13 protein-coding genes are annotated in these 15,102 nt (G+C 36.5%); 4 read left to right on the top strand and 9 right to left on the bottom strand.

Annotated features, from left to right (window positions below; translation table 11 throughout):
- The first annotated feature begins 275 nt into the window (after positions 1 to 275).
- The 3 genes from I6E85_RS10895 to I6E85_RS10885 all read left to right on the top strand — a co-directional run bounded on the left by I6E85_RS10895 (position 276) and on the right by I6E85_RS10885 (position 3,352).
- Positions 276 to 1,562: a citrate synthase gene (locus tag I6E85_RS10895; RefSeq protein WP_007586875.1), complete on the top strand. Its 1,287-nt coding sequence runs from the start codon at positions 276 to 278 to the stop codon at positions 1,560 to 1,562.
- 113 nt (positions 1,563 to 1,675) lie between these two features.
- The gene (locus tag I6E85_RS10890) at positions 1,676 to 2,902 is read left to right on the top strand and encodes a SufS family cysteine desulfurase (protein WP_197236960.1); all 1,227 of its coding nucleotides are present in this window, start codon (positions 1,676 to 1,678) and stop codon (positions 2,900 to 2,902) included.
- A 33-nt stretch (positions 2,903 to 2,935) separates the two neighbouring features.
- Entirely contained in the window at positions 2,936 to 3,352 is a 417-nt protein-coding gene (locus tag I6E85_RS10885; RefSeq protein ID WP_197236959.1) for a SufE family protein, read from the top strand.
- A 6-nt stretch (positions 3,353 to 3,358) separates the two neighbouring features.
- On the opposite strand, the gene tcdA is transcribed toward I6E85_RS10885, so the two are convergent.
- The 7 genes from tcdA to I6E85_RS10850 are packed head-to-tail and all read right to left on the bottom strand — an operon-like array spanning position 3,359 to position 10,820.
- Positions 3,359 to 4,156, bottom strand: a complete 798-nt coding sequence (tcdA, locus tag I6E85_RS10880) for a tRNA cyclic N6-threonylcarbamoyladenosine(37) synthase TcdA (protein ID WP_024599579.1) — start codon at positions 4,154 to 4,156, stop codon at positions 3,359 to 3,361.
- Positions 4,157 to 4,837 carry a TIGR01621 family pseudouridine synthase gene (locus I6E85_RS10875; protein ID WP_024599580.1) on the bottom strand — a complete coding sequence of 227 codons (681 nt, stop codon included), beginning with the start codon at positions 4,835 to 4,837 and terminating at the stop codon, positions 4,157 to 4,159.
- On the bottom strand, positions 4,834 to 5,595 hold the full coding sequence (kdsB, locus tag I6E85_RS10870) for a 3-deoxy-manno-octulosonate cytidylyltransferase (RefSeq protein WP_197236958.1): 762 nt from the start codon (positions 5,593 to 5,595) through the stop codon (positions 4,834 to 4,836). Before kdsB ends, I6E85_RS10875 begins: the two co-directional genes overlap by 4 nt.
- The gene (locus tag I6E85_RS10865; RefSeq protein WP_024599582.1) at positions 5,583 to 5,780 is read right to left on the bottom strand and encodes a Trm112 family protein; all 198 of its coding nucleotides are present in this window, start codon (positions 5,778 to 5,780) and stop codon (positions 5,583 to 5,585) included. Before I6E85_RS10865 ends, kdsB begins: the two co-directional genes overlap by 13 nt.
- Entirely contained in the window at positions 5,770 to 6,750 is a 981-nt protein-coding gene (gene lpxK / locus I6E85_RS10860; RefSeq protein ID WP_197236957.1) for a tetraacyldisaccharide 4'-kinase, read from the bottom strand. Before lpxK ends, I6E85_RS10865 begins: the two co-directional genes overlap by 11 nt.
- Complete coding sequence (gene msbA / locus I6E85_RS10855) at positions 6,747 to 8,492, bottom strand: lipid A export permease/ATP-binding protein MsbA (RefSeq protein ID WP_197236956.1); 1,746 nt, start codon at positions 8,490 to 8,492, stop codon at positions 6,747 to 6,749. The genes lpxK and msbA overlap by 4 nt, the downstream gene beginning before the upstream one ends.
- A 60-nt stretch (positions 8,493 to 8,552) precedes the next feature.
- On the bottom strand, positions 8,553 to 10,820 hold the full coding sequence (locus tag I6E85_RS10850; RefSeq protein WP_197236955.1) for a DNA internalization-related competence protein ComEC/Rec2: 2,268 nt from the start codon (positions 10,818 to 10,820) through the stop codon (positions 8,553 to 8,555).
- On the opposite strand from I6E85_RS10850, the gene I6E85_RS10845 reads away from it, so the two are divergent.
- Positions 10,800 to 11,306 carry a DUF2062 domain-containing protein gene (locus tag I6E85_RS10845; RefSeq protein ID WP_007586895.1) on the top strand — a complete coding sequence of 169 codons (507 nt, stop codon included), beginning with the start codon at positions 10,800 to 10,802 and terminating at the stop codon, positions 11,304 to 11,306. The genes I6E85_RS10850 and I6E85_RS10845 overlap by 21 nt on opposite strands.
- 120 nt (positions 11,307 to 11,426) lie before the next feature.
- Here the strand turns inward: I6E85_RS10845 and I6E85_RS10840 are convergent, their stop codons facing one another.
- Positions 11,427 to 13,172, bottom strand: coding sequence for a DUF3466 family protein (locus I6E85_RS10840; protein ID WP_024589193.1), 1,746 nt, complete (start codon positions 13,170 to 13,172; stop codon positions 11,427 to 11,429).
- An 11-nt stretch (positions 13,173 to 13,183) separates the two neighbouring features.
- Positions 13,184 to 15,097 (bottom strand): ABC transporter ATP-binding protein, encoded by a 1,914-nt coding sequence (locus I6E85_RS10835; protein WP_197236954.1) that lies wholly within the window; start codon positions 15,095 to 15,097, stop codon positions 13,184 to 13,186.
- Between the last annotated feature and the right edge of the window lie 5 nt (positions 15,098 to 15,102).

Below are 15,102 nucleotides of genomic sequence, written 5' to 3'. Positions count from 1 at the left end.
TGTTTACCCAAATACAATACGGTTTAAAACCACCGTTAGTATATATACCCACAGGGCTTTTTACAATTCTTGTTTATTTAGAGATGTTTGCGAATTAGCCAATAGTATTATATTTAATTAATACCGAATATTTATTATACATATATGCATAATGTTTATAAAAATTGACTTTAACCCCCTCTTTCACGTTAAAATGAAAAGATGTGCTTAAAACAGATTTCAGAACTTTAAAATCTAAAAATCAGAATAGATATCTTAATAGGAGATACATAACGATGGCAGATAAAAAAGCCACAGTCCAAATTGATGGACTAGATCCAATCGAACTTCCAATTTATCAAGGCACTGCTGGCCAAGATGTAATCGACGTACGTACGTTAGGTTCACACGGTCACTTTACTTATGACCCAGGTTTCATGTCGACTGGTTCTTGTGAATCTGCAATCACCTATATTGATGGTGGTAAAGGTGTACTACTTCACCGTGGTTACCCAATTGAGCAATTAGCTGAAGACTCAAATTACATTGAACTTTGTTACTTACTTTTAAATGGTGAGTTACCTTCTAAAGAACAATATGAAGTTTTTAAGAATGAAATCACTACAAGCACTATGCTTGATGAGAAGATTGCTAACTTTTTCCAAGGTTTCCGCTTCGACGCTCACCCAATGGCAATGCTTTGTGGTGTAGTGGGTGCATTATCATCTTTCTATCATGAAGACCTTGATATTACTGATGCTGAACAACGTAAAACAAGCGCAGTTAAGCTTGTCGCTAAGTTACCAACAATCGCGGCAATGGCTTACAAAACAAATATCGGCCAACCGTTTGTATACCCACGTAACGATTTAAGCTACGCAGAAAACTTCTTACACATGATGTTCTCTGTACCTGCTGAAGAATACAAAGTTAATCCTGTAACTGCAAAAGCAATGGATAAAATCTTTATGCTTCATGCAGATCATGAACAAAATGCATCAACTTCAACAGTTCGTCTTGCTGGTTCATCTGGTGCTAACCCGTATGCATGTATTGCAGCTGGTATTGCATCTTTATGGGGACCTGCTCACGGCGGCGCTAATGAAGCATGTTTAAACATGTTAGAAGAGATTGGCTCTGTTGACCGTATTGATGAATACGTAGCTAAAGCTAAAGATAAAGCTGACCCGTTCCGCCTTATGGGCTTTGGACACCGTGTTTACAAAAACTTTGACCCACGCGCTACAGTAATGCGTCAAACGTGTCACGAAGTTTTAGCTGAGCTGAATATCCAAGATCCACTTCTTGATATTGCTATGAAGCTTGAGCAAATAGCGCTTGAAGACCCGTACTTTGTAGAGAAAAAACTATACCCTAATGTAGATTTCTACTCTGGTATTATCTTAAAAGCGATTGGTATTCCAACAAGCATGTTCACTGTAATCTTTGCAATGGCACGTACTGTTGGTTGGATCACTCACTGGGATGAGATGCTATCTCAGCCTGGTCATAAGATCAGCCGTCCTCGTCAACTTTATACTGGTTACACTCAACGTGACTACGTATCAACTGACAAGCGTTAATTACGCTGGTTAGTTTAAAAAGGCCGCATTTTGCGGCCTTTTTTATTAACAACACTTGAGAATTATCATAAACCGATTACAATTCCTGCCTTAAAACACTATGTAGATGAGCCATGCTTGATTTAAAGTTTGATATAAATAAAATTAGAAACGACTTCCCAACATTAAATCAAACAATAAACGGCTGCCCGCTTGTTTATTTAGACTCAGCAGCAACTTCACAAAAGCCTCAATCAGTTATAGATACAATTACTGAATTCTATACGTTTCAAAACGCTAATGTACACCGTGGACGCCATACACTTAGCGAGCAAGCCACTTATTCATACGAACAAGTACGGGATAAAACTGCACAGTATTTTAATGTGTATAGTAAAGAGATTGTATGGACTAAAGGCGCTACAGAAGCCATTAATTTGGTCGCTAACGGATTAAAAAAACGCTTTAATGAAAGTCATACCATCATGATATCTCCGCTTGAGCATCATGCAAACATAGTGCCTTGGCAAATAGTAAGTCAACAAACGGGTGCTAAATTAATAGCACTTCCACTTAATAAAAATGGCACGCTGAACACCAAAGAATGCTGTGAATATATAAAAAAAACTAAGCCTGCCCTATTAGCTATTACACAAGCATCTAACACACTGGGTAATATTACCGATTTAAAACCACTAATTAGAGCTGCAAAAAGCGTCAATTCTCTTGTATTAGTCGATGGAGCACAAGGTGCACTGCATTTAAAACCCGATTTACGTGAATTAGACTGTGACTTTTATGTCTGCTCAAGCCATAAAATGCTCGGCCCAACAGGATTAGGTGTGCTTTATGGTCGATATGAGCAATTAAATACCCTTGATATTTACCAATCAGGTGGGGAAATGATCGATAAAGTGTACTTAACTCACAGTACTTATCGTCCTGCGCCTGCAAAATTTGAAACTGGAACACCAAATATCTCTGGAGTTTTAGGTTTCGGTGCCGCATTAGACTATTTAAATGAGTTAGATCACGCAAAAATTCAGCAGTATGAGCAAAAATTGTTTAGCTATGCAGCTCAAGAATTGGTAAAGATCGATGGTATTACAATATATAGCAACCTATATGACAATATTGGTACACTCTGTTTCAATTTAAATGATGAACATCCTTATGATTTGGCAACTTTACTTGACGGGTACGGGGTTGCAGTGAGGAGTGGACACCATTGTACACAGCCATTAATGACACATTTAGGGCTTAATGGAACGCTAAGAGCGAGCTTTTGTTTTTATAATACCTATGAAGATGTAGATATATTCATTGATTCACTCAAAAAGTGTATCGCTTTACTGGACTAAACGTCACTTTAATAGAATTAATTAGGATAACTCATGACAAATACGTTTAACAAAGTCACTGAATCTATAAAAAATGCACCCGCTTGGCAGCAAAAATATCGTGAGATAATGCTTTTAGGAAAAACTTTACCTGTTTTAGCTGATGTTTTGAAAACCGATGATGCACTTGTACCTGGCTGTGAAAGCAAAGTATGGATGTTTGTTGAATTTGATTTAACAGAAAATACACTTGTTGTAATTGGTGACTCGGATACACGTATAGTAAAAGGATTATTAGCCATTATTTTAGCGCTTTACAATGGCCTCACACCAGAGCAAGTAGTGAATAAAAATGCGTATGAAGAATTTGAAAAACTCGGCCTTATAAGCCACTTAAGCGCATCACGTGGTAATGGTATTAAAGCTATGGTTGATGAAATACAAACCATGGCACAACAAAAGCTTAGTTAACGAAAACTAAGCTTGTGAGCGTTGTTTTTTATCTAGATATTTACGCACCGCTTTTGCCGCAACAAAAAAGCCGAAGCTTCCTGTGATCATAGTCACAGATCCAAAACCATTATTACAATCCATATTCATCGAGCCATCAGCACTTTGCTTTGCATGACATACACTGCCATCGCTTCCTGGGTAAACCAGTTGTTCTGTTGAGTAGACACAATCAATATTAAACTTACGTTTAGGATTATTACTAAAATTATACTGCTTACGCAAGATATAACGTACTTTTGCAAGTAATGGGTCTTGTGTAGTTTTAGCTACATCACCAAAGGTTATTTGACTAGGATCTGTTTGCCCGCCAGCACCACCGGTTGTAATTATAGGGAGTTTATTACGTTTGCAATGTGCTATTAATGCTGCCTTTTCTTTAACTGCATCAATACAATCAATCACATAATCAAAATCTTGAATATGCTCTTGGATATTTTCAAGTGTAATAAAATCATCTATCACATTAATTTGGCACTCTGGATTAATAAGCTCACAGCGCGCTTTCATTGCCTCTACTTTAGCTTGACCAATAGTACCCGTTAATGCATGAATCTGCCTATTTACGTTAGTGGCGCAAATATCATCCAAATCAATCAATGTTATTTTACCAACACCAGTACGTGCAAGTGCTTCAGCCGCCCAGCTTCCTACACCACCAATACCTACTACACAAAAGTGTGCTTCTTGAAGCCAATCAAATTGTTGATGACCATATAAACGCTTAATTCCGCCAAAACGTATATCTGTAACTTTTTCGCTCATTTACCAATCCAGTTGCCATGGCGACTGCCATGCTTGAAAATCTTGATGTTTAATTAACGCTAAATACTCATCACCGCAGTCAGGTAGTAAAGTAAACTGTATTTGTTCACCATGCCATACAAAACTCAAGGCATATGCATGTAAATATGTACGATTTGAAGACGTACCTGAATACATTGCATCACCTAAAATAGGTGAGCCAACACTTTTTAGTGCTACTCTTAATTGATGCGTCTTCCCTGAGTATGGTTTTAAAATATACCCTCTAAACCCAGGCTTATAGCTTAGCGAATAAAATCGGGTGATTGCAGGGTTAAGCTTACTCGTTAGTAACTTAAACGAGCCACGGCGAGATTTAGCCATATCGCCTTTAATCCAACCTTGCTTCTTTTTTGGTTTAGCATCACTAATCGCTAAATAGAATTTATTAATCGCATGCTCAGTAAAAAGCGCAGTAAAATTAGCTGCAGCGGCTTTGTTTCTAGCTAAAATAATAAGCCCTGATGTCACTTTATCTAAACGATGAACGGCATAAAGCTTTTGCGATAATTGTTGTTCGGCTAACACAACAAAGCCGGGGCCATCTTCTGAATGAAAATTAAGACCCGCAGGTTTTTCTAAAATATAAAAATCGTTATGTGTAAAAATAATTTTTAATATTTTACTTACTTGTTCACTCACGCGCTTATACTTTTAATATGCGCTATCACCTTCGCTAAGTCATCTGCCGTATCAACTCCAGCATGGGGTGCTATTTGAGCTTGCTCTATTTTGATTTTATAACCATGATACAACACACGCAATTGTTCAAGCGATTCAAGTAACTCAAGTGGCGATACGCTCAATTCTATATATTGTTTAATAAAACCCGCTCTGTACGCATAAATACCTACATGGCGCTGAAATGGCGCTAAATTAAGAGCACTGCTGTCATTCATCATTGTGCTTCTATCAAACGGAATACTTGCACGAGAAAAATACAGCGCATTTTTATTTATATCGCTAACCACTTTAACGGCATTAGGATTAAATACTTCATCACGCTCTTCAATAGCAACACTTAACGTTGCCATTGGTGCTGTTGAATCACTTAATAGTGCAGCAACTTGGGATACATTTTCTGGCGCAAGTAATGGCTCATCGCCTTGTACATTCACCACAATTGTATTACTGTCGAGATCAAGTAAATCAACCACTTCGGCTAAACGCTCAGTACCCGATTGGTGATCTTCGCGAGTCATTACAACATCACTAGTAAATAAACTTACTGCATCAAACACTTTTTGATGATCGGTAGCTATAACCACTTTACTTGCACCTGATAAACATGCTTTTTCGTAAACATGTTGAACCATTGGCTTACCGCAAATATCAGCAAGCGGTTTACCCGGTAGTCGGGTTGATGCAAAGCGAGCTGGAATTACAACTACGAATTCCACTTTTCAACCTCTTCTAAAGATAACTCACGTGCTTCGTTTTCAAGCAATACCGGAATATCGTCTTGAACGGGGTAAGCAAGCTTAGCTGCCGTACTAATTAGTTCGTTGTTTTCTCTATCAAAGCGTAATTTACCCTTACAAACTGGGCACGCAATAATCTCGAGTAGTTTTGAATCAAAGGCCATTGAGTATTCCTTTTTCTTTTAATAATAAATTTAATGTGTTTATTACGCTATCGGAAGGCTCTGCATCTACAGGTAAATAATACCAATTAGATTTTGCAAAAGACTTACATTTAACCGCGTCTTTTTCGGTCATTATAATGCAATCATCACCAAACTGAATAAAATCATCTGCTGTATAAGCATAATGATCTCTAAAGTGATGAGTCGATAATAACTTAATACCTTGTGCTTCTAATGAGTTTTCAAACCGTTTAGGATTTCCAATTGCACTTATTGCATGTGCCTCGCTTACGTTGTTTTTTTCATCATCACTTGAATCAACTAAGCGAAGGTTACTTACTTGCAGCATGTAGCTATTATGAGCCTCACCGCCATTTTCAATTACTATATCAACACTTTGTAAGCGGTTAGTCGTTTCACGAAGTGGCCCTGCTGGCATAACAAAGCCATTGCCAAAACGGCGTTCACTATCAACAATACAACACTCAATGCTACGAGGCATTTTATAATGCTGCATCCCATCATCAGAAATAATGACATCTAGCGTATAATTTTTTTCTAATAAATCGATATTGTGTTGTCTATTAGGGCCAACTGCTATTGGGCACTTTAAACGATGGTATAAAAGCACAGGCTCATCGCCAGCCTGTTGGGCGTCAACAACTGAAGTGACTAACAGCGGGTAATTATCTGATTGCCCACCATAACCTCTACTAATAATACCCACTGATAAACCTTGCTCGGTCAAATGCTTATACAACCACAAAACAAAAGGTGTTTTACCATTACCGCCTACACTTATATTGCCGACTACAATAACAGGCGTTTTACACTCAAAAGGTTTAAGTATTTTAGCGCTATACAAGAGCTTTCGAAATAACGATACAAACCAAAACAAAGCACTTAATGGTAATAACAATAAAGTAATTAGACCAAATGGTTTATACCAGCTTTGCTCTATATTGCTCACGCCTGATCACCAAACTGCATTTTGCAAAGTGCTGAATACGTACCGTCATTTGCTAATAAGCTACTATGATCGCCACTTTCTATCACTCGACCGTTATCAATAACATAAATTCGGTCACTGTTTTCAATAGTAGATAAGCGATGAGCTATAACAATAGAGGTTTTATCTTTCATTAGCGTTTCTAACGCTTGCTGAATAAGCTTTTCAGATTCTGTATCAAGTGCTGACGTTGCCTCATCTAAAATCAAAATAGGTGCATCTTTTAATATTGCACGCGCTATCGCTATTCGCTGGCGTTGGCCACCTGAGAGCATTACGCCATTTTCACCTACCATGGTGTTTAATTGCTCTGGCAGGTCTTTAACAAATTCCCACACGTGTGCTTGTTTGGCAACTTGTTCTAACTCTTCAACAGACACATCGTGCTTTATGCCATAACAAATGTTGTTGGCAATCGTATCGTTAAATAACACGACTTGCTGAGACACTAAAGCAAATTGGCGACGTAGATCAGTTAATTTATAGTCTTGCAGTGCTATGCCATCAAGTAATATTTCACTCGGTAGCTCTAAATCATAATAGCGTGGTAACAAGTTAGAAATTGTTGACTTACCTGAGCCTGAGCGCCCAACTAAAGCAATACTTTCACCCGCCTTAATTGTTAAAGATAAATCGTTTAATACGGCTTCATCTTTCGTTGGGTACTTAAAGGTTACGTTCTTAACTTCGATTAAACCTTTAACTTTATCAACCGAAACAGTGCCTGTATCTTTTTCCATTTCTTCGTCTAAAACTAAAAATATACTTTGAGCTGCAGAGATACCACGTTGCATATCACTGTTCACATTGGCAAGTTGTTTTAGTGGACGCAGTAACATCATCATTGAAGCAATTAATGCCATGAAGTCACCAGATGTAATCGTATCAATCATTGACGGTAACGACACTGCCCACAAAATAACTGCCATGGCACTTGCCGCTAAAATTTGAATTATAGACACACTAAGCGCTTTTGTTGCATCCATTTTAATACGCTGTTGGCGATTATGATTGTTGATTTTTGAGAAGTGATTAATCTCTTGATCTTGACCACCAAACCCATGAATAACTTTATGTCCGCTCAGCATTTGTTCCGAGCTACGGGTAACTTGCCCCATGGCCGATTGAATATTTTTAGAAATGTGGCGAAAACGTTTAGAAACGACAGCGACAATAATAGCAACAAGTGGGATGATCACTAAAAATATCAGTGATAATTTCCAGCTGGTATAAAACATAACTGCAAGTAAAAATACAACAAATGCCCCTTCGCGTACGACGATTAATAAGGCTTTGGTAATTGCTTGTTGAACTTGTTCTGTATCAAATGTGATTTTTGAAATTAAATCGCCCGTTGAGTTTTTGTCATGAAAAGAGACCGGTAAGTGCAATATGTGCTCAAATAACTCTTGGCGTAATGAGCGTACAACTTGGGAGCCTACATAACTTAAGCAGTAAGAAGACATAAAGTTAAAAACACCACGCCCTAGAACTAACGCGATAACGACAAAAGGAGCGTACTTTAAAACTTCTGTATTACGCTGGTTCAAACCTTGATCAATAAACGGCTTCATTAATTGAATAAATAAAGCATCCATTGCTGAATAGCCTATCATCCCAATAATTGCGACAAATGCGACGCTTTTGTAGGTGCCAACATACGAGACAAGTCGTTTATAAATTTGTGTAGTACTTTGATCCATAACACTCTCTAAATACAGTAACAACCTGTATTGTATCCTTCGATGAGATAAAACTAAACGTCAATCTTTGATAAACCAGTAACTTTCCTGCCCTCTTGCTGTTTCTATAGCCAAATTCTTTGCATAAAATTTAATACTAATTTGTCCTTCAACGCCTGTCGTAAATTGCTGAGCATTTATTTGGTTATACCGTTCGACGACAAGAGGCTTTGGGAATTCCCACTGCCCTTTATAGGCACTTGAATGAATAACTACTTTAGGGGCAACGTTATTAATAAAATTAACACTTGAGGATGTATCGCTGCCATGATGCGGGCTTAACATTACTGTACTTTTCAATGATTTATTATCCGCTAATAGCGATGCTTCACGCGCATTTGATATATCACCGGTAAGTAACACGCTATAGGTATTATCTGATACCCTAACAACGCATGAATCATCATTTTCATTTCCAAACCCTTTTGTACTAAAGCTTTGTACTTTTAATCCAGCAAAATCAATATTTATGACTTCACATACATTATGTGTATTTTTAGGATGAAATTGTTGTAATGTTTCACCAAAGCCAGCATCTATGAAATGTTGTAATCCTCCAGCGTGATCATTATCTTCATGACTTAGAATCGCCGTTTTCACTGTTAAATTATTTGCTTTAATATAAGGCAGTAAAATACTTCGCGTACGGCTAAAGCGATTGAAATAACTGGGGCCAAAATCATAAATAAGCACTTGATTATCTTTTTCAATTAATGCCATAAGTCCATGCCCTACATCAAATACATGTAGTTGCCACTTAGACTTTTCTATTAACCAATAATTTAATAAAAGCGTTATTGCTGGAATAAAAGCGAGCCATTTATAAGGAAGAAAATAAATCATCAACATAATGATATAACTAAAAACGACAAATATTGAGTCAACTTTCCCAGTCGTTATCCATCTTAACGATTCTGGTATTTCATAAAGTAATTGAAATAATGCGTATAAACCAGTATCGAACAAATTTATTAAAATACTTATATCTAAAAAGATACTCAGTAATGTAAAAACAATTAAAAAAGGTAAGATAATGATTGAAAGCAGCGGTATAGCAATCAAGTTTATTATCAAACCTGCAATACTTACCCCATTGAAAAAATAGAGTGAAAGTGGCAATAAACCAACAAATAACGCTATTTGAATAATAAACAGTGAAATAACTTTATTTTTAATGCGAGTGTTTAATATTGGTAATTTATTAATAACAGTAAAAATTATAGCAACCGCTAAAAATGAAAAGTAGAGACCTGGATTGAGTAAATTAAATGGATTAACAATAAGAACAATAACTAAAGCAAATAAAATGCTCCGCCAGCGCAGAGGTTGCTTAGCAAGAAAATACAATAATAAATAACAACCCAGCATGATAAGCGCTCGCGTTGCAGATACTAAAAAGTCACTTAAATACACATAAGCTAAGGCTGCTAAAAACCCGGATGAACTGTAATAAAGTGTCAGATTGAATGATTGCCCAATCGAAAAATTAATTTTTGCAAAAATGAATCGAGTAACAAGATAACCGAAGCTAAAAATCAAACCAATATGTAACCCCGATATAGCAAGTAAATGACTTAACCCAAGAGATTGCATTAATTGTTTATCAGCGTAGCTCATCAACGATTTTTCACCGCTCAGCAATGCATAATAGAGCCACTGTAATTGTGTATCCGTATAAGTGTTTTTAACGAAGTGTTGATAATCTAAAATTATGCTTTGTTTGTCGCTATTTATAATCTTAAGATTTTTATTAAGCACTTTACCTTTAAATAATATTCTACTTATAAAAGCATAACGTTCATTATCAAATACATTAAAATTTTTATTACTACGAAAATGTTTTAAATGAATTAAAGCAGAAAATTCATCACCTACTATTAAAGGCTGCACTGAATTAATACTGAGCATTGCTTTGGGTGCTCTAAAACCTGAAAAATAACTCCCTTCTAATGCCACTATTTTAACTTTAATATATTGAGGTTTTTTGTCAGAAATAACCTCTTCAACAATTAATGTAGAATCAAGTGCATACTTTTCATCCGGTTTTGGTATTTCAAAACTATAAAAAACGTAAAAATGCAGACCAACGAAGCAAATTGCACAAATAAAGCCTAACAATACATTTAAAAACGGCTTAAAATAAGCGCTCACTATAACAATGAAAATTGTGAATACTGTAAATTCGAGAGTTTGATAATAAAATACGGTTGCTATACAGCCAATTACAAACCCAAGACTTATCCACACTGATGTAAATGGTTGCTTTAAATGGCTAAAAAAACGATCCAAAGATTTTTACCTGATCCAAATAAAATTAGACATCATAAATCACTAAGAATATTTGGACGCCTTTTACAAGATGCAAATCTTTGGCATTTAAATAGACGTTCTGCTCGAGGTGCATTTGCAGTCGGGTTATTTTTTGCTTTCATCCCTGTTCCTTTTCAAATGGTTTTAGCAGCAGCCGGCGCTATATTATTTAGAGTTAATTTACCTATCTCAGTAGCATTAGTATGGCTTACAAACCCTCTAACTATGCCACCTATTTTTTATGGCTCATACTTAGTGGGTACATTAATACTTAATCAGCCTGAGCAACACTTTGTATTCGAAGCTAGTTGGTCTTGGTTTCTAGAGAGCATAGAAACTATTGGTCCTGCATTTTTACTAGGTTCGTTAGTATGTGCTTCTATTGCATCAATTATCGGCTATTTTGGTATTGATATTATTTGGCGCCGCTCTGTTAAAAAGGCATGGTTATCGCGAAATAATTAGTAGCGTTAAAGCTAAATAATAACTATAAGATTCATGGCAATCCTAATCTTATAAAATATTATAGACGAAAAAAAACCAACTTTATTAAGTTGGTTTTTTTATAATCAATATTAGTAAACTTTAAAAGCGAAATATACGTCTTAAGCCAACTAATGGTAATAGCAATAATGTATACCAAGGAAAGCTAGCAGAGTTACGCTCATAGACTTCTGCTTCTACTGGAGCACAGTTTTCTACTTCACCATTTGCAATTGGCGTTAACTTAACTGCAACTGCAATACTTTCATATTCAATTTCACCATTGATATCAGTTACAACACCGCCTAAAGAATCAAGTTTTTCAACTGTCTTAGTCGCAGTACCAAATATTTCATTATTTTCATTGATAGCTGTGGCTTCAACCATAGAATAAGCGTAATCAGTTTCGCCATCAGTGTCATAACAAGGCAGTAAATCGTTTAGATTAGTGATTTTATCTTCACCAATTTTGTAAATAAAGGCTTCTTTAAGTCGTGAGCTATCAGATACACCCACTTCCCCTTCGCCTACAATATAACCTTGATTATTTATATCGTTGCCATAAGAACTTGAGCTTGAAAAATAATCAGTTGGAAAAACTGTATTACCTGTTTCGATGTCATGATAGAAGAATTTATTGCGAAGTGTACCTTCAATACGCTTTGTCGCATAACCTGTAATTACATCATTATCATTAATAGCGATTGATTTACCAGCCTGCCAGTCATCTTCTTGATTAATAAAGTCAGTGACTGCACCGTCTTTAAAATAGACTGGCATTGTAAGAATCGTATCATCATTTTTGTAATAACGCGTATTTGATGAACCTACAATTGTACCGTTGTTGTTCACTGCTAGAGCAGTACTCGTAAATGCGTCATCTTCCGTTTCACCTTCATCAGGTGTAAGTGCCATACCAAGCTCTTCAACAGAAATAATATTTAACGATTCATCAAGTTCCCATTTAACAGCACGCTTATTAAATAAGCCTCGTGAAATATTAGAATTTAATAAATTGATACACACTGACGTTGGTTCGTCTTCATTATCACAGTTATCATCAATATTATCTTGTCTGTCATCAGGAATACTTGTAGAGATATTACCTACAACAGTGTAACCACTATTTGTTTTAACAATATCGTTAGCGCGGCTTGTGCCACCGTATTCATTAAACTCAGGCTCTAACTCAACACTTATACTGCCATCAGCACTTATTACAATCCCACGTTCTATAAACTCATGTGTGAACCACGTTTCTGCATCATCTTCACCATCAGGTGTAAAAGATACTTTATCGTAAGGAGCACCGCCCCAACCAACAGTAACGCCATCTTCACTTACAGCATTAAAAAGGTTAATAGTTGAACGCGTTAAGCCATCATAATCAACAGATGCAACATCAAATAACGGTTGCTCTGTTACTTGTGTGTCATTGTACTTTATGCCAACTAATGAGCTTAATTTTTGATATTCAAAATTTGTAGAAATTGAAGATAAAAAACTAACCATGAAAGTATGTGCATCAGAATTAGTAAGTACTGCATCATTATTTTCAATGTCATCAAGTGTAAAGGTAATCTCTTTATCACTTAAATCAAATGCAGCCTCTGTATTATCGTAGCTATTTTCAATAATATTTTCAGTAAAATCTATATAGCTGATATCAATAGGTAAATTGTATAAACCATTTGCGAAACCAATAATATGCCCGCTTTCGCTTACATCTGTTACATAAGAATATTTAGCGTCTTCAAGAGTCCCTAATTCACTTAACTGGTACGTAGCACTTGTTGCTGAAGTGCTTAATGTCGCTAAAATACTGGCAGCGAGTAATTTATATTTCATTTTAGTCCTTACTACTGATTCTGTAATTCTTCAAGTTCTTCCCAGCGCTCAAGCGCAGCTTCAAGGTCAGACTCAAGTTGTGCCAAATGGTTCAATGCTTTAGTTGTTACATCACTCTCTTGTTTAAAAAAGTCTGAGTCACTAACTACAGCTTGTTGAGCTTCAATTTCAGCTTCTAGTTTTTCCATTTTATTCGGTAGTTGCTCTAATTCAAGTTTTAATTTGTAAGAGAGTTTATTTGTTTTAGCTGCAGGTTTAGCAACTGGAGCGACTACTTTTTCAACTTTTTTTACTGGTTGCTGCTGCGTTTTTTTTTCTTGTTCAGCTAAATAGTTAACGTAAGCCTCATAGTCGCTATAGCCACCTACAATATCTGTAACTTTACCGTTACCTTCAAACGCCCATACACTTGAACATGTATTATCAATAAATTCACGGTCATGGCTTACGATCAGCACTGTACCTTGGTATTGATTAATGATGTCCTCTAGTAACTCTAAAGTTTCAATGTCTAAGTCATTTGTTGGCTCATCGAGAACAAGTATATTAGACGGTTTCAAAAATAATTTAGCTAATAGTAATCTGTTTTTTTCACCACCAGAGAGTGCTTTAACAGGGGTTCGAGCACGTGCTGGCGGGAATAAAAAGTCTTGCAAATAACCTAAAACATGACGTGAGCGGCCGCCCATCATCACTTCTTGTTTACCTTCGGCGACGTTATCTTGAACTGTTGCTTCTTCATCAAGCTTTTCACGATATTGGTCAAAGTAAGCAAATTCTAAATTAACACCTTGCTTAGTTATACCGCTATCGGGTTCTAAATCACCAAACATTAGCTTTAATAGTGTTGTTTTACCAATACCATTTGGGCCTACTAAGCCGATTCTATCACCGCGCATTACAAGTGTAGAAAAATCATCAGCAATAACTTTGTCTTTAAATGCATGACAAAGATGTTGAGCTTCAAATACTAACTTGCCAGAGCGGTCTGCTGTTTCAATATTGAAATCAGTTTTACCAACTTGGTCAACACGTTGTTTACGCTCGGTACGAAGCTGCTTTAACTCACGAACTCTACCTTCGTTACGCGTTCTACGTGCTTTAACACCTTGTCGAATCCACGTTTCTTCTTCAGCTAAGCGTTTATCAAACAAAGCATTTTGAGCTTCTTCAACTTTCAGATCATGCGCTTTTTGTTCTAAATAAGTAGCGTAATCGCCTGGGTACGAAATAAGCTTACCACGGTCTAAATCTAAAATACGCGTAGCAACAGCACGAATAAACGCACGGTCATGCGAGATAAATACAATACCGCCTTTAAATTCTTTTAAAAACTGTTCAAGCCACATTACACTTGCCATGTCTAAATGGTTTGTTGGCTCATCTAGTAATAATAAATCAGGCTCACTTACAAGTGCACGTGCGAGTGCCACTTTACGTAACCAACCACCAGAAAGAGACTCAAGTTTAGCTTCTGGGGTTAGTTCTAATTGTGTCAAAACTAATTGAATGCGGCTATCAAAGCGCCAGCCATCAGCTGCTTCTAGTTGATTTGATAAACGTTCAAGTTTATTTAATAACTTATCGTTACACTCTGTTTGAAGCTCGTTACTAACATGATGAAAATCAATTAGTAAGTTTGCAATCTCAGGCATACCTTGCGCAACATAATCAAATACTGTGCCATTTGCGCCTTTTGGTGGATCTTGTTCTAAACGAGAAATTCGAATGCCACCTAGCTGATTTATTTCACCATCATCTAATACAACTTCGCCATCAAGCACTTTTAATAGAGTTGACTTACCCGCGCCATTTCGACCAACAACACACACTCTTTCGCCACTCTCTATAACAGCATCTGCTTTGTTAAGCAAAGCATGTGTACCAAAAGCAAGTTGTGCTTTTAAAATTCTAATTAAATCCATAGTTC

The sequence above is a fragment of the Pseudoalteromonas sp. NZS71 genome (assembly GCF_015864715.1).
Lineage (GTDB): Bacteria > Pseudomonadota > Gammaproteobacteria > Enterobacterales > Alteromonadaceae > Pseudoalteromonas > Pseudoalteromonas arctica.
Note: the sequence above shows the minus strand (reverse complement) of the source record. Positions and strands in the feature narration are given on the sequence as shown.